Annotated in this window: 13 protein-coding genes; all 13 read right to left on the bottom strand. The window is 56.8% G+C overall.

The annotated features are described in order from the left end of the window. Positions 1-72: 72 nt before the first annotated feature. The 13 genes from P9272_RS09825 to rfbA all read right to left on the bottom strand — a co-directional run bounded on the left by P9272_RS09825 (position 73) and on the right by rfbA (position 15008). Positions 73-1704 (bottom strand): glycosyltransferase, encoded by a 1632-nt coding sequence (locus tag P9272_RS09825; protein ID WP_278160386.1) that lies wholly within the window; start codon positions 1702-1704, stop codon positions 73-75. Then, entirely contained in the window at positions 1695-3491 is a 1797-nt protein-coding gene (locus tag P9272_RS09820; protein WP_278160385.1) for a hypothetical protein, read from the bottom strand. Before P9272_RS09820 ends, P9272_RS09825 begins: the two co-directional genes overlap by 10 nt. Further along, positions 3488-4246 carry an ABC transporter ATP-binding protein gene (locus tag P9272_RS09815; protein ID WP_278160384.1) on the bottom strand — a complete coding sequence of 253 codons (759 nt, stop codon included), beginning with the start codon at positions 4244-4246 and terminating at the stop codon, positions 3488-3490. The genes P9272_RS09820 and P9272_RS09815 overlap by 4 nt, the downstream gene beginning before the upstream one ends. Further along, complete coding sequence (locus P9272_RS09810) at positions 4243-5025, bottom strand: ABC transporter permease (RefSeq protein WP_278160443.1); 783 nt, start codon at positions 5023-5025, stop codon at positions 4243-4245. The genes P9272_RS09815 and P9272_RS09810 overlap by 4 nt, the downstream gene beginning before the upstream one ends. A gap of 2 nt (positions 5026-5027) precedes the next feature. Continuing rightward, positions 5028-6128: a DegT/DnrJ/EryC1/StrS aminotransferase family protein gene (locus tag P9272_RS09805; RefSeq protein WP_278160383.1), complete on the bottom strand. Its 1101-nt coding sequence runs from the start codon at positions 6126-6128 to the stop codon at positions 5028-5030. Positions 6129-6130: 2 nt separating this feature from the next. Continuing rightward, the gene (gene gmd, locus P9272_RS09800) at positions 6131-7219 is read right to left on the bottom strand and encodes a GDP-mannose 4,6-dehydratase (RefSeq protein WP_278160382.1); all 1089 of its coding nucleotides are present in this window, start codon (positions 7217-7219) and stop codon (positions 6131-6133) included. A 48-nt stretch (positions 7220-7267) separates the two neighbouring features. Beyond that, positions 7268-8242, bottom strand: a complete 975-nt coding sequence (locus P9272_RS09795; RefSeq protein WP_278160381.1) for a GDP-mannose 4,6-dehydratase — start codon at positions 8240-8242, stop codon at positions 7268-7270. 54 nt (positions 8243-8296) lie between these two features. Beyond that, positions 8297-9712, bottom strand: a complete 1416-nt coding sequence (locus P9272_RS09790) for a mannose-1-phosphate guanylyltransferase/mannose-6-phosphate isomerase (protein WP_278160380.1) — start codon at positions 9710-9712, stop codon at positions 8297-8299. Between the two features lie 3 nt (positions 9713-9715). Next, entirely contained in the window at positions 9716-11143 is a 1428-nt protein-coding gene (locus tag P9272_RS09785) for a phosphomannomutase (RefSeq protein ID WP_278160379.1), read from the bottom strand. 377 nt (positions 11144-11520) lie between these two features. Next, positions 11521-12426 (bottom strand): dTDP-4-dehydrorhamnose reductase, encoded by a 906-nt coding sequence (gene rfbD, locus P9272_RS09780; RefSeq protein WP_278160378.1) that lies wholly within the window; start codon positions 12424-12426, stop codon positions 11521-11523. Next, positions 12423-13556, bottom strand: a complete 1134-nt coding sequence (rfbB, locus tag P9272_RS09775; RefSeq protein WP_278160377.1) for a dTDP-glucose 4,6-dehydratase — start codon at positions 13554-13556, stop codon at positions 12423-12425. The genes rfbD and rfbB overlap by 4 nt, the downstream gene beginning before the upstream one ends. Continuing rightward, on the bottom strand, positions 13553-14125 hold the full coding sequence (rfbC, locus tag P9272_RS09770) for a dTDP-4-dehydrorhamnose 3,5-epimerase (protein ID WP_278160376.1): 573 nt from the start codon (positions 14123-14125) through the stop codon (positions 13553-13555). Before rfbC ends, rfbB begins: the two co-directional genes overlap by 4 nt. After that, positions 14118-15008 (bottom strand): glucose-1-phosphate thymidylyltransferase RfbA, encoded by an 891-nt coding sequence (rfbA, locus tag P9272_RS09765; RefSeq protein WP_278160375.1) that lies wholly within the window; start codon positions 15006-15008, stop codon positions 14118-14120. The genes rfbC and rfbA overlap by 8 nt, the downstream gene beginning before the upstream one ends. Between the last annotated feature and the right edge of the window lie 302 nt (positions 15009-15310).

Genomic DNA, 15310 nt, shown 5'->3' with positions numbered 1-15310 from the left:
CGGCAATGGGTGCCCACCAACGTGGGTACCACCGCGTCGCCATATTCTGTGACGGGTTCTTAGCTCGCCCCATCATTTCAATGCCAATCCTCCAGCACTCTCAAGTGCCGTTATGTACTCGCCGACTACCTCTTTCCAAGAGCGGTTAGCCAAGCAGCGATTGTAAAATTCCTGTTGAAGGGCAAAAAGTTGATCGCGGTCAGCTAACGCTCTAGCGATAACTCGAGCAATATCCTTGTGATCGAGTGCGTCGAAGAAAGTACGTTCAGCAACCTTCGCCTCGGTAATAATTTCTCGTGACACGGGTATATCCGCCATGACCACAGGCGTTCCAACGGAGACCGCCTCAGTAAAAGTAAATGGCATGCCGCCTTCAGATAGCGAGGGATTCACCGCAAGAGTAGCTAACCGATAACAGGCTGCTAGTTCTCTCTCGCTTAAGCCTCGCACAAACAAAACGTCGTCGTGAAGCTGATTCTCGTTCATGAACTGAACCACCGCGTCAGACTGCAGCCAATTCCCTGTCATTAATAGCTTGTATGGAAGATTTCGCGTGCGCCGCAGATAGCGATATGCTCTCAGAAGGTTGATGACGTTCTTATTTGGCCGTATTTGACTCGCGTAAAATAAGAAACCAAGGTTCTTGGACGCGTACCAAGCAGCATTATTGTTGTTAACGGTTTTCGACAGCGCTCCCCAGAATTGCTGCGCACTTAAGGCGTCGGTGGCTTCCTCGTTGTCCGCGAACCCAGATACCCTCACAAGTCGATCAAGTCGATTTGCGCCGTGCGGAATGACGCTGACGCGATCAGGTTCAACATGAAACCGATCCACCAAAGTCCTATTCTTGACGTCATTGCTATAAGTCACGAAGCGATCGCCGCCTTCAATAGCCGCCTCAATACGTCTGAAATCTCGCAACAGCCGATCGCCGCCAGGCTCTTCTATCGCAAAGCCCACCGGAAAGTGGACAAGTACGACGTCGGGAACACACATCAGACGCCTGGCCTTAATCTGATTGAATTCCGGCCAGAATGCAGTAGGTGAATACCACGCTTTGACGTCATGGCGCTTGTTGGCTTCGTCAGCGACTGCAGATGCTTCCGACTCGCACATAAGCCGATATCCACTGTGCTTGGCGCGATTAAAAAAATTACTTTTAATGACGACGCGACGAAGGCTTGAGAGGCGAAAAATAAGCCGAGACTTTGCTAAGGACCTGATAGGTATCATTATTGCAAAAGTCAAAACCCCGATCGCCATGAGAAACGGCATCGCTGCAACACTAAAGACGGCCGTCAAAAAAATCGTAAATGGATTTCGTGATTTCGCGATCGCCAAAAAAGACGTTTTAAGAGCCATTTGAAGAGCATCTTTAGCTCGCACGAAACGGCCTTTCTCCCCAAACTTTCTTCTGAATCCAGCTTGCTTGTCTGAGACCACCCTCGATAACCCATATATCATGCCAAGTAAGGATGCATTTCTAGGAGAAATTATCTCGAAAGATTCCAAGTTCAGACCGAAACTTTCAAGAAGGTCTTGAAGAGGCGATCTCATCCATCTCGGTGCCGCAATTATGAACCTTACATCTTCGAATTGAGTCGATGCTCCCAGAAATTCTGCAAGAAATCGGCCCAATCCCTCATTACGCAAATCGACATGGGGACCATATGCCAGATATATTCCAAATGTCTTCATAGGCATTCAAGCACCGTGTCCAATAGGGAATCCTGTGAAGAATTGCCGTCTCTCCTTACCTGTACGATCCTCGGGTCTAGGCCTTCCATATTGACAAGGCGTAATACGGCATCTTCATCACTGGCGAGGACTGCCGCTGGTGTCGGTATTACCCCAAGCCTCGCCTGCCGAACTCGGAATTTCTCTGGCCGCTTCAAGTAGGTGGGATGCGCGTTCTGGACTATGACGACGACCGGCTTCATAGGGAAAATAGGGGTAGGCATTGATTCCTCAACCAGAATCCAGAGGTCACAATCTCCAAAGAAGTTAATCTGATCGTCAGGAACTAGGAAAATATCGCTATAAAATCCTCTTCCCATTCCGGCGTAGGTAGCTGCGCGATCTGCTGCTACCTTAGAGACTTGCTTCCACTCAAAGACTCGTGTTGGCAATTCAATTTCTTCTAGCTTTTGGGTGAACACAGCAGCCTTTTCCCTGGATTTTCTCGTTTTTACACCTTTTCCATTTTCGAAACGCGGCCTCTCAACGCCTAGAACGACGTCAAGCTGTTGATCCGCATGTGTAGCTTGGCTCAGAAGCTGCTGAGAGATGTTTAGTGCATCTCCAATATACCTTTTTGAACAGAGGACTGCCACGCGTCGCGGTTTTACCTGTTCGATTGGCTTTCGACTGGATGATGCAGCTTCTATCCTGCGCAAACCTTCCGACCACAAGGCCTGCGCGTTTTCTGCCTTCATAGCGTCAAGTAATGTCGATTGTGTCGATCTTACCTTATCGATGAATGCTTTGTCGCCATCCAGCAGCCGCCGAACCTTTCGTCTGGCTTCCTCCCACGACTTCGCCCGTCCGGGAAGCGTCACCCCTCCCATTCGATCCAGCATGCCGCCTGCCATAAAGACAAGCGGCATGCCGGCCTTCACGGCCTCAAACGGATGATAGTGGATGTGACGAGGCTCCCTGCTGTGATAAAACATGACCTGCATTTGGCGCATGTTTCTTCTGTGCTCTTCTAGGGGCAAATAGCCGAGAATATGGGGGTCACGGAGTTCTATAGATTGGGCGCCCGCGATCGCGTAGGGAAAGCCTTTGAACTGCTCTTTGAACTCATCGTATATTTTTGCGTAAGCTGGATTAAATCCGATATCCGGACAAACAAACATCACCCGGTTATCACCTCCAGTCCATTCGTTTTGTTCTGGAGTCGAAGCTCCAGCCATGCCCAGCGGGAGATAGACGGATTGCCTCTGCAGCCAGGGGCTTTCCACCTCGTGGAGGTTAGAATAGGCTTCAGCAAACCAGAAGCGCGAACCCAGTCGGCCAAGAGCTGCCTCTCCCTGTGGCAGTACTTCCAGAGCCTTGCTATACGTACTTTCTCCTGCCAGCCCGTATGTGCGCCATAGTATTTCGCCATGGAAGCGACGACACATCGTCTCTACGCCCTTTGGATCAAAGAGGATGAAAAATGCCATATCGAAATACTTGTTGGCGACTTCCCATACCTCTCGACGAGGGCCTGCATACCAGTCGGAACCATTTAGAATTGCTAACTCGTTTGTCGGTATGGTGAGGTTGGCGTCCTCCGAAAAGTCGACAGAAGCGGTCCGGAAATTTGCGTCGTTGGGATAAATCTTCGGAGTAAAAACCTCATACCCCAGTTTCCGCAACATAGGGATTTCAAACTTTCTTGCTGCGGTGTGATTGAGGATCCACATTACACGTGGAATGCCATCTACCCGAGCGTTGTTTTTCGAACGAACGAGGGCTGATCGGTCAAGAGGGCGATCTGGTTTCATTGCTGAACAGCGATTCCGTTGGCTTTTTTGTAGCTGTCTATGGCCTCAGTGATGCTGCCGTCAAAAATGATGGCCCCATGATGAAACACGATTCCCCTTGAGCAGATGGATTGCAGCGTCACAAAATCATGAGAGGCTAGAAGCAAAATTTCTGCATGCTCTACAAGGTCGAGAATGCGTTTACGTGCTTTTCCCATGAAGTTCGCATCGCCAGCGCCGATCACCTCGTCGAGAAGCAGGATATCGCCGCCCACGGCAGTGGAAATTGCGAAAGCGAGGCGCACTTGCATCCCGGCGGAATACGTTTTGATTGGATAGTCGATGAATTCCCCGATATCGGTAAAAGCAACAACCTCATCCTCAATCGAACGCATGAATTTTGGAGAGAGGCCCAGAAGAAGCCCTCGATAGAGGATGTTCTCCCGACCGGTGGCGTCTGGTTCAAAACCCAGGCTCAGATCGAATAATGACCGAACCGTCCCTTCGACCGCACGCTTTCCGGAAGAAATCGGGTATAAACCCGCGACCATCTTGAGAAAGGTGCTTTTGCCGGCCCCATTATGCCCGAGCAAGCCGACACGCTCCCCGGGGCCAACGTCAAGACTGAGATTTTTCAGGGCGTGTATGTCGACGATCTTCTCCCGTTCTCTTTTCAGCGATGCGAAAGACAATAGCATCGATTTCAGGGAGCGCTCCCTGAAGCCAACGGACGCGTAGTGAAGGTTAACAGACTGGAGGCGTATCCTATTTGTCATAGGTAAAAGATCGCCCTCTTTTCCGCGAACCTGCCCACCAGCACAGCTGCCGTCGATAGCGCGACAATAGTCCCAAAGCACCAAAGATAGTTGGCGGCAGTGGGCCATTCGCCGTTCAAAAGCGGGGCGCGAATAATTTGGAGCAGATGATAGATGGGGTTGTAGTCCAGGAGGACATGCAAATTGCCCTTACGGAATACGGAAGTTTCGAAATAGATCGGCGACACAAACCACATTGCCTGCATGACGAGGCCAAGCGCATGCGGCAGATCCCGGAAACGGGTACCGATATAAGCCATCAGAGTTGCCCATGGCCAGGCGATCATTGCCAGCACAGGAAAGATCGTAACCGCTGCGAACCAACTCCAAGACAGGTTTTGCGGAAACACGACAAGCACCCAAATTATGAGCGCCGTGCTGGCCATACCTAGCACGCACAATCCCGTCAAAACGTTGCGCAGCGTATAGATCGCCAGCGGGTGCTTGGTCTGCTTGATGTAGGGAGCGGCTTGAACGAAAGCTGATGCTCCCCCAATCACCGTCGTCGTGACATATTCCCAGACAATCATACCCGAGAGGATGTATGGCGCGTAGGCGCCGAGCGTGCTTCCGAAAATGTTGCTAAAGACCAGCGACAAAAGCAGGGTCAACCCAAGGGGCTGTAGGATTGACCAGAAGACCCCAAAAAAAGATCGCCTCCATCGTGCGCGAAGATCGGACATTGACAGGTGCCACCAGAAGTAGCGCGCTGCCCATACGTCTTTCATGTAATCAAGCAGGCTCATACTTCGTGCGATCGGAAAAAGGACGCGATGGTTCCGCAGATGCGCTCAAGCTGTTCGGGGGTTAACCTCGGGTAGCTCGGCAGATTGATCCCGCGAGCGCTGATGTTCTCGGCCACAGGCAACGCGATATCTGCCCGGCAATGCGGCATGAGATGGGCAGGCGGAAAAAACGGCCTGGTCTCAATCTCATTTTCCGCCAGATGTCTTCGCAGCAGCTCCCGTTGAGCAGGATCATCGACCAGCAGCGAACACATCCAGAAAGAATGCTCCACCGGTCCGATAGGCTCGTGAGTCCGCAAGGGCAATCCGGCAAGGGCTTGCTTATAGCTCTGCGCGATCCTCCTTTTGCTCGCAAGAAGGCTATCGGCAATCTCGAGCTGAGCCAGTCCGATCGCCGCCTGAATATTCGTCATCCGGTAGTTATACGCGAGCATGTCATGCCAGTATTCACGGTCCGGAGATACGCCCTGACTTTTTAGTCGCCGGCATTTGTCCATCACGTCAGCCGATCGCGCCAGCACCATTCCGCCTTCGCCAGTCGTGATTGTCTTGTTTCCAAAGAAACTGAAGGTGGCTGCATCACCAAATGTGCCGACATGCTGGCCTTTCCAGCGGGTTCCGAAACCTTCCGCGCAATCCTCAATGAGCAACAGATCGTGATCGCGGCAAAGGGCCGAGATCGCATCCATGTCGCAGGGGTGGCCATACAAATGCACCGCCATTACCGCGCGGGTGTTCGGCGTGATGGCGTTTCGTATGGCGTGCGGATCTACCTGCAGCGTGTCCTGCAGCGAATCCACATAAACCGGTCTCGCCCCGGTTTGCAAAATGGTGTTGATCGACGCCACATAGGTAAAACTTGGGACGATGACTTCGTCCCCGGGGCCGATGCCTAGTGCTTCCAACGCAAGGTGAAGAGCTACGGTGCCGTTTGCTACGCTGGTCGCTTGCTCCGCGCCGACATACTCGGCAAATGCATTTTCAAACCTCGCTATGAAGGCTCCGCGCGAGGAAATCCATCCTGTCGTCAGGCAGTCATTGACATAGACCGACACATTTCCGCCGAGGAATGGCTCATATACTGGAATTCGTGCCATGCTTACTCCGCGCGACCAAAGCGCTGATAGCCGTGCTCTGCCAAAAGTAGCTCTTGCTGGGCGCCCTTGAAGTCCTCTCTGGCCATTTCTTTGACCAAGTCGACAAACTTAATCTTAGGCTGCCAACCGAGTTTATTACGAGCCTTACTGGCATCGCCAAGCAGTGTTTCGACTTCTGTTGGACGGAAGTAGCGGGGGTCGACCTCCACGATGCATTTACCATTGTTGGCATGGTATCCTTTTTCGTCGACGCCATTTCCCTCCCACCGTATCTCGATATCCAGCTCCGAGGCTGCGAGAGTTACGAACTCGCGGACTGAGTGTTGCTCGCCAGTCGCGATGACGAAATCTTCTGGAGTCTTTTGCTGAAGCATAAGCCACTGCATTTCGACATAGTCTTTGGCGTGCCCCCAGTCGCGCAGTGAGTCAAGGTTTCCTAAATATAGTTTTTCTTGCATTCCAAGTTTAACACGAGACAACGCCCGTGTAATTTTACGAGTAACGAAATTCTCGCCTCTTTTTGGTGATTCGTGATTGAATAAAATTCCGTTGCAAGCGTATATTCCATACGCTTCACGATAATTTACTGTAATCCAATACGCGTATAATTTAGCAACTGCGTAAGGAGACCTCGGATAGAAGGGCGTTTTTTCGCTTTGGGGTGTCTCTTGCACGAGCCCATAAAGCTCCGATGTCGAAGCTTGATAGAATCGAACTTTATTTTCCAAGCCAATAACACGTATGGCCTCTAGGATTCTCAAGGCACCCAGCGCGTCGGAATTCGCAGTGTATTCCGGCTCTTCAAATGAAACCGCCACGTGGCTCTGTGCCGCAAGATTGTAAATCTCATCTGGCTTAACGATTTGAATAATGCGCATCAGGCTTGACGAATCTGTAAGATCGCCATGGTGCAATGTTAGATCTACACCTTTTTCGTGTGGATCGTGATACAAATGATCGATGCGGTCTGTATTAAACAGGGAGGTACGGCGCCTTATCCCGTGTACAGCATATCCCTTGTTCAGCAAAAACTCCGCCAGATAGGCGCCGTCTTGCCCGGTAATGCCAGTTATCAGTGCTGTCTTTTTCATAACACTCTCAATATGTGCCGCTAATTGCTCCCCCGAGCCCTTATCTTGTTAATTGCCGACCCTTGCGAGATCAGCGTCCACCATCTCGCAGATCATTTGTTCCAAAGAGATGGTGGCTTCCCAACCCAGTTTCGCCTTTGCCTTGGCCGGATTGCCGAGCAGTATTGGGACATCCGCCGGCCTGAAAAGGTCGGGATCGATGACAAGATAGTCGTCCATCTTCAACCCCACATGCTCAAACGCGATCCGGCACATGTCTCGCACCGTCGTCGTCCTGCCGGTCGCAACCACATAATCGTCGGGCTGATCCTGCTGCAGCATCAGCCACATGGCGCGGACATAGTCCTTCGAATGGCCCCAGTCGCGCTTGGCGTCGATATTGCCGAGCCGTAATTCCTTGGCCATGCCTTTCTTGATCCGCGCAACCGCGTCCGTCACCTTGCGGGTCACGAATTCGATGCCGCGAAGCGGCGATTCGTGGTTGAACAGGATGCCGCTCGAGGCGTGGATGCCGAAACTTTCACGATAATTGACGGTGATCCAGTGGCCATACAGCTTGGCGACCGCATAAGGGGAGCGGGGGTAGAAGGGCGTGGCCTCCGACTGCATCGGCTCCTGGATAAGGCCGTACATCTCCGACGACGAGGCTTGGTAGAAGCGCGCTTCGGGAATTTCGAGGCGCAGCGCTTCGAGCACATTGGTCACGGCCATCCCGGTGACGTTGCCCGTCAGGATCGGCTGCTGCCAAGACGATTTGACGAAGGATTGAGCGGCGAGGTTGTAGACTTCGTCCGGCCTTACGTCGCGCATGGTTCGCGCCAGGCCGGACAGATCCGTCAGATTTCCATCAACGATCCGGACCTCTTTCTCGATGCCCAGCCATTTCAGGCGTGTCGTGTTGACGTCGGCCGTGGTTGAGCGCCGTGCGAGCCCGTAGACCTCATAACCCTTGGCAAGCAGAAGCTCCGCCAGATAGGCGCCGTCTTGCCCGGTGATGCCGGTTATCAATGCAGTCTTTATCATCAACACTCGATGGGCTTTGGCGATTTGCTTTTTCCGAGCTCAGAAAATCCTTGGTCAGGACCGGCCATAAACGTCATCGAACCGCACGATGTCGTCTTCGCCGAGATATTCCCCGCTTTGCACCTCGATCATGACGAGCGGAAGGATGCCCGGGTTTTCCAGGCGATGCTTGTGGCCGCAGGGGATGTACGTGGACTGGTTGATCGTCAGCAGGATTTCGCTTTCACCGTTAACGACCTTGGCGGTTCCGCTCACCACCACCCAGTGCTCGGAGCGGTGGTGATGCGCTTGCAGGCTCAGGCGGGCATTTGGCTTCACTTCAATCCGCTTGATCTTGAAGCGGTGTCCTTCCTCCAGCACGGTATAGGTGCCCCATGGGCGATGCACCGTGCGATGCAGCGTAGCCGTCTCGTGCCCCGCCCCTTTAAGACGGCTATAGAGGTCCTTCACCTCCTGTGCCTTGTCCTTGTGCGCGACCAGAAGCGCGTCCGGCGTGTCCACGATCAGAAGGTCCGAGACGCCGACAAGACCGACCAGCCGGTCTTCGCCGTGCACATAGCAATTCGCTGCATCGTGCAGGATTGCCTCGCCCGTGGCGCGGTTGCCCTTGTCATCGGCCGGAACAAGCTCCGACAGCACAGACCATGAGCCGATGTCCGACCAATCGAAACCGCAGGGCACGAAACCCACATTACTTGCCTTCTCCATCACCGCATAGTCGATGGAAACGGCGGGAACGGCCGCGAAGCTGTCCCTATCCACCTCGACAGCAAGTCTGTCGGTGCTGTCCGCCGTCCTGCCTTTCTCGAGAGCCCTGCGCGCATTGGACAAGATGTCCGGGCACAGGTCCTGCATGGCTTCGAGCATCGAGCGGGCGGAGAAACAGAACATCCCCGAGTTCCAGAAGAAACGGCCGCTGGCGATGAATTGGGCTGCCGTGGCCGCATTCGGCTTTTCCACGAACCGAAGAACTCTATCGCCCTCAGCCTCGATGTAGCCAAAGCCCGTTTCCGGGCGATCAGGCTTTACGCCAAATGTGACGATCTGGCCGGAGGCCGCAAGCGCCGCCGCTCTCGCGACGCTCGCGCGGAAGCCGGCCTGATCAACGATCAGGTGATCGGCGGGGAGCACAACCAGGATGGCGTCCGGGTTCTCCCGCGCGACGTGCAATCCCGCCAGCGCAACTGCGGCCGCGGTATCACGGCCGAACGGCTCCAGCAGGAATGTGTTCTTCACGCGTGGAGCCGCAACTTCAGCATATTCGTCGGCGGTGAGAAACAGCAGATCACGGTTTGTGACCGTCACAACCTGCTCGACGCCTTCGAGCTCCACGGCGCGGGCGTAAGTCTTTCGAATGAGCGTTCCGCCCTCCGGCAGCGGGATGAAGGGCTTTGGATGCAATGCGCGAGAAATCGGCCATAGCCGGGAGCCGACGCCGCCACTGATGATGACAGGAACGATATTGGTCAAACTTCAACTTTCCAGGATTTGAGCCCGGCCGAGAGCGAGGCCCCAACTGAGCAATTCGTTTGCGCGCGATTCCGCCTTTGCCTCGACATAGCAGCGTAATTCAGGCGCGTTGCCCGACGCACGGAAGTGCACAACTTCTCCGTTACGGGCGGTGATACGCACACCGTCATGGTTGTCAATGTTCGCGATACCGCCGAGAACCGAGAAGATCTTGTCGGCATAGGTTGCGTCAGCCGCCACCTTGCCGAGAAAGGACGCGCTACTCTCGGTCGGCACGCCTTCAAGCCGACCGCTTGCGCCGGCGAGAAAGCGAAAGTCGGCCGCTACCTTCGCGAGCGGACGGCCGGTCCTTGCAATCGCCGAAAGCACGCAAAGGATTGGCAATACCGAATCCCGCGTCTGCAAAGCCGGAAGGGTGCGCCCACCTTTCTCGACGGGCGAGCCGAGCAGAACGCCGCCATTCGCCTCGAACCCGACGACACATTTTCCGCCCTCGGCGAGAGCGGTCGCGATACCTTCAATGACGTAGGGCGAACCCACGCGCGTGCGGACCACCCTTACAAAATAACCGCACCGTTCCAGACCAGAGTTGGAGCTGACCGGCGTGACGACGCAATCGGCACCTAAGAAATGCGCGGTGATGGCACCTACAAGATCGCCGCGCACGAAAACACCGCCGGCGTCCGCCACGAGCGGCCTGTCGCCGTCGCCATCGGTGGACACGATTGCATCGAACGGTTCCGCCGCCGCCCATTGCTTGAGGAGCGCCACATCCTCCTGCCTGAGCGCCTCGGTGTCGACCGGAATGAAATATTCGGCTCTGCCCAGAGCTATTGTCTCAGCGCCCAGTCCGCGAAGAATATCGACAATGATGTCCCTTGCCACGGAAGAATGCTGGTAGACGCCGATACGCAGGCCAGAAAGGCTACCTTTTTCGAAGAAACCTAGAAAGCGGTTCATGTAGCCCTGGGACGGCTCGGCGCTTAGCCGCACGGGATCAACTGCAAACAGTGACGGTACGGTGTCGCCCATGGCCGCGTGGATCTCGACGATGTCGCGTTCGTCGCGCTTGTCGATCTCGCCGTCGGCTCGGTAAAATTTGAGGCCATTCCTGTCGTCGGGGATGTGACTGCCCGTGACCATTATAGCCGGAGCGTTGTTGCTGCTGGCGTGAAGCGCGAGCGCTGGCGTCGGCAACGCTCCACAATCGACCGGCACCTGCCCGGCCTTGGCGATCGCCGCGTGAACTAGCTGCGCGATGTCTGGACTGGACGCGCGAAGGTCACGTCCGACATAGACCTCCGAGCCTTCATTCAATGCGCCCCGGTCGCGGAGCATGCGCAGGAAGGCGGCTGTATAGGTGTACGCCGGCGGCCCTCGAAGCTCGCTGACGAGACCGCGCAGCCCGCTGGTACCGAACTTCAAAGCCACCGTTTGCCATCCTTTCCGAAGAAATCTGGCCCGGTGCAAGTTAGGTAAACTGACGCCGATCTCGCGAGGTCTGCGATAGCACTACGGCGACTGCGGAGCATCGGACAACGCATCGCAATAGATCAACGCCAGCTGAGCTGGCTTGCCGTATATTTCGATTTAATATTAGATACTTCTAATACCAATGAGCAGAGAGATGTTCCTCTGCTTTCAGCAAGGATAGTGCCTTTCAAGAAGGTCTCCTTGAGTTGCCGAGCCCCCCGGCCCCGCAAGCTGCTCGTGCTTAGGTTTCGCGACGTGGCTTGTCAATCTTTACCTGAACCTTCGCACAGCCCCTAAACAAAGCCGGCCAGGGTAGCGATACACGGCCTCGTCCCCTATTTCACAGGAATAAAGGCCCTTCCCATCGGAAGATGTCCTATGGCGACCTCGACCGACGCCCGCCAATGCGGCGCCTGCCATCCGAACACGTTCGCAAACTTCGCGCTCGACAACCGTGAATTTTGCGGCCGCCTGGCCTTGGTTGGATAGTCGCTCGTCGCGATATCGCGCACGGTCGCGTGCGGGCCACCAAACGCACGGCTTGTGTCGAGGATGTGACGGGCAAAGCCGCTCCAGTTGGTGTCGCCCTCGCCCGCCATATGATAGATGCTGAAGGCGGCGAAATTCCTGTCGTCCGCCAGCTTCGCCGCCGCATGCAGGATGGCGTCGGCGATGTCGAGCGCCGAGGTCGGATTGCCCCATTGATCGGCGACGACCGCGATCTCGTCGCGGTCGGCCGCGAGCCTCAGCATCGTCTTGACGAAGTTCTTGCCGAAGGGGCTGTAGACCCAGGCCGTGCGCAAGATGATGTGGCGCGGATTGGCGGCGGCCACCGCCTCTTCGCCGGCGAGCTTGGAAGCGCCGTAGACACCGAGCGGGGCGGTGGCGTCGGTCTCGACATAGGCGCCATCCTTGGTGCCGTCGAAGACATAGTCGGTCGACAGATGGATGACCGGCACGCCGAGCGTTGCCGCGGCTTCGGCCACCTTGCCGGCGCCGATTGCGTTCACCGCGAAGGCCAGGTCCTTCTCGTCCTCGGCCTGGTCGACCGCGGTGTAGGCGGCGGCGGAAACGACGATGTCGGGCCTTGCCGCTTCCAGCGCCGCGAACACCGTGTCGGGCCGCGCCAGGTCGAGCGCCGGGCGGCCGACGGCGACGACTTCCACGCCGTCGCGGCCCCGCGCCGCCTCGACCAGGCTTGCGGCGACCTGGCCCTCGCGTCCGGTGACGGCAAGCCTCACGTGATCAACTTCCTGCTCTCGGCCGCGGTCGCGGCTGAGTTGCTTGCGACCGGACTGTTTTGGCTGCTTGCGGCCGCACCGTGGCCCAGCCGCTCGCCGGCGTAGTGCTGCTCGCGGATCGGGCCCCACCACCATTTGTTGGCGAGATACCAGTCGACAGTCCTGGCCAGCCCGCTGTCGAAATTCTCCTTGGGCGCCCAGCCGAGATCGCGCGCGATCTTGGAGGCGTCGATCGCATAGCGGCGGTCATGACCGGGACGGTCGGTGACGAAGGTGATCAGGTCGCGGTGGCTCGCGCCTCCCGCGCGCGGGCGCCTGGCGTCAAGCAGATCGCAGATCGTCTCGACGACGCCGAGATTGGTGCGCTCGGAATTGCCGCCGACATTGTAGCTCTCGCCCGGCCGTCCCCTGGTGGCCACCAGCTCGAGGGCCCGGGCGTGATCCTCGACGAACAGCCAGTCGCGCACATTGGCGCCGGCGCCGTAGACCGGCAGCGGCTTCTCGTCGAGCGCGTTGAGGATGACCAGCGGGATCAGCTTTTCGGGGAAATGATAGGGGCCATAATTGTTCGAGCAGTTGGAAAGCACCACAGGCAGGCCGTAGGTCTCGTGCCAGGCGCGCACCAGATGGTCGGATGCCGCCTTCGATGCCGAGTAGGGCGAGGACGGCGCATAAGGCGTCTCCTCGACGAACATGCCGCCGTCGAAAGGAAGGTCGCCGAAGACCTCGTCGGTCGAGATATGGTGGAAGCGGAAGCGGCCTTGGCGAGCCTCCGGCAGCCCGCGCCAGTATTCCAGCGCCGCATTGAGGATGCGGTAGGTGCCGACGATGTTGGTCTCGATGAACGCGCCGGGGCCGTCGATCGAGCGATCGACATGGCTTTCGGCCGCAAGGTTCATGACGATGTCGATGTCATCGCGGCGCAATATCTCCAGAACAGTGCGCTCGTCGCAGATGTCGGCCTGCTCGAAGCGGTAATTGTGCGCGTTCTCGATCGGCCTCAGCGATGCGAGATTGCCGGCGTAAGTCAGCTTGTCGAGATTGGTGACGCGGTAGGCCGGATTGGCGCACAGATGCCGGCAGACGGCCGAGCCGATGAAGCCGGCGCCGCCGGTGACCAGGAAATTCATGCCACCCCCTCCGCCGACGCAAACACCTCAGCCATGGCAAGCGTTGGCGCCTTTTGGTCCTTGTCCGAAAGCTGGAATCCGCCGGCTAGCGCCGGCCACTCGATGCCGATCGCAGGGTCGTCGAAACGGATCGACCGGTCATGCTCGGGCGAATAGGTGTCGGTCACCTTGTAGATCACCTCCGCATCCGGCACGAGCGTGACGAAGCCGTGCGCGAAGCCCTTCGGCACGAGGATCTGGTTGCCCTTCTCAGCCGACACCTCCAGCCCGACCCATTTGCCGAAAGTCGGCGAGGCGCGGCGGATGTCGACCGCGACATCGAACACGCTGCCCCTGACGACGCGCAGCAGTTTGGCTTGCGCGCGCGGCGGCAGTTGGTAATGCAGCCCGCGCAGCACGCCGGCCGCGGCGGAATAGGAATGGTTGTCCTGCACGAAGGCGAGATGGATGCCGGCCTCGGCGAAGCGTTGGGCATTCCAGGTCTCGCTGAAAAAACCGCGCGCGTCGCCATGCCGCTTCGGCACGATTTCCAGCACGCCGTCGAGGCCGAGCGTCCTGACCTCAAGCACCTTGATCCTCCATCAGATCGGCGACCCGCCGCCGCAGATAGGCGGCATATTCATTCTTGCCGAGCCGCGCCGCGCGATCGAGGACCTTGTCGGCGTCGAGCCAGCCCTGTTCGAAGGCAATCTCCTCGGGGCAAGCGACCTTTATGCCCTGGCGATGTTCGATGGTGCGAACGAAGAACGACGCTTCGTGCAGACTGTCATGCGTGCCGGTATCAAGCCAGGCATAGCCGCGGCCGAGCCGGTGGACTTGCAGTTCCCCGCGCTCAAGATAAGCATTATTGACCGCCGTGATCTCAAGCTCACCACGTGCCGAGGGCCGGATGGTGGATGCGATGTCGACGACCCTGTTGTCGTAGAAATAAAGACCAGTGACGGCCCAATTGGATTTCGGCTTGAGGGGCTTTTCCTCGATCGTCAACGCCTTGCCGGTGGCCTTGTCGAAAGAAACCACGCCATAGCGCTCAGGATCTTCGACATGATAGGCAAAGACCGAGGCCCCGCTTTCGCGTGCGGCTGCTGTCCGGCAGAGCTTTGACAGGCCGTCACCGAAATAGATGTTGTCGCCGAGGATCATCGAAACGTTGTCCTTGCCGATGAAATCGCGACCGATGATGAAAGCTTCTGCAAGGCCGTTGGGCTGCGGTTGCTCGGCATAGCACAGCTCAACGCCGAATTCCGAACCATCGCCGAGCAGAGCCTGGAAAACCGGCAGGTCACGCGGCGTCGAGATCACCATGATCTGGCGTATCCCTGCGAGCATCAGAACGCTCAGGGGGTAATAGATCATCGGTTTATCGTAAATCGGCAGGATTTGCTTGGAAACCGCTATCGTGAGCGGATAGAGGCGTGTTCCACTCCCCCCGGCCAGGATTATTCCCTTCAACATGCTCTCCATCGAGCTGCCGCGGCGTGCCCGGATACCCGGCGCCCACGGTCGAGTTTCGCATATTCAACTCGTTCGTTTATGCCCCAGCATGTACTAATATCGGATTTAATGCCCTCACTTGCAGTCATATCGACAAGGGGTCTGTTGGCCAGATAGCCGATTGAACGCACGGGCAAAGCCGGACACAGAAAAGCCGGCGGGCGCCGGTAGCCCCCCCGCCCCTCTTTAGTCGATAGCGCTAAGCCCCGCGTGACCCAATCCCACACCGCCCGCCCCACGCAGGCGGCCCCAGCCACCAA

The organism is Mesorhizobium sp. WSM4976 (assembly GCF_029625685.1).
In the GTDB taxonomy this organism is placed as follows: domain Bacteria; phylum Pseudomonadota; class Alphaproteobacteria; order Rhizobiales; family Rhizobiaceae; genus Mesorhizobium.
Note: the sequence above shows the minus strand (reverse complement) of the source record. Positions and strands in the feature narration are given on the sequence as shown.

What these genes read in the sequence shown, in the direction of transcription:
- P9272_RS09820 (WP_278160385.1), bottom strand. Translation starts at nt 3,491, where the DNA reads ATGAAACCAGATCGCCCTCTTGACCGATCAGCCCTCGTTCGTTCGAAA.
- P9272_RS09825 (WP_278160386.1), bottom strand. Translation starts at nt 1,704, where the DNA reads ATGCCTATGAAGACATTTGGAATATATCTGGCATATGGTCCCCATGTC.
- P9272_RS09805 (WP_278160383.1), bottom strand. Translation starts at nt 6,128, where the DNA reads ATGGCACGAATTCCAGTATATGAGCCATTCCTCGGCGGAAATGTGTCG.
- rfbB (WP_278160377.1), bottom strand. Translation starts at nt 13,556, where the DNA reads ATGAATTTCCTGGTCACCGGCGGCGCCGGCTTCATCGGCTCGGCCGTC.
- P9272_RS09795 (WP_278160381.1), bottom strand. Translation starts at nt 8,242, where the DNA reads ATGATAAAGACTGCATTGATAACCGGCATCACCGGGCAAGACGGCGCC.
- P9272_RS09815 (WP_278160384.1), bottom strand. Translation starts at nt 4,246, where the DNA reads ATGACAAATAGGATACGCCTCCAGTCTGTTAACCTTCACTACGCGTCC.
- gmd (WP_278160382.1), bottom strand. Translation starts at nt 7,219, where the DNA reads ATGAAAAAGACAGCACTGATAACTGGCATTACCGGGCAAGACGGCGCC.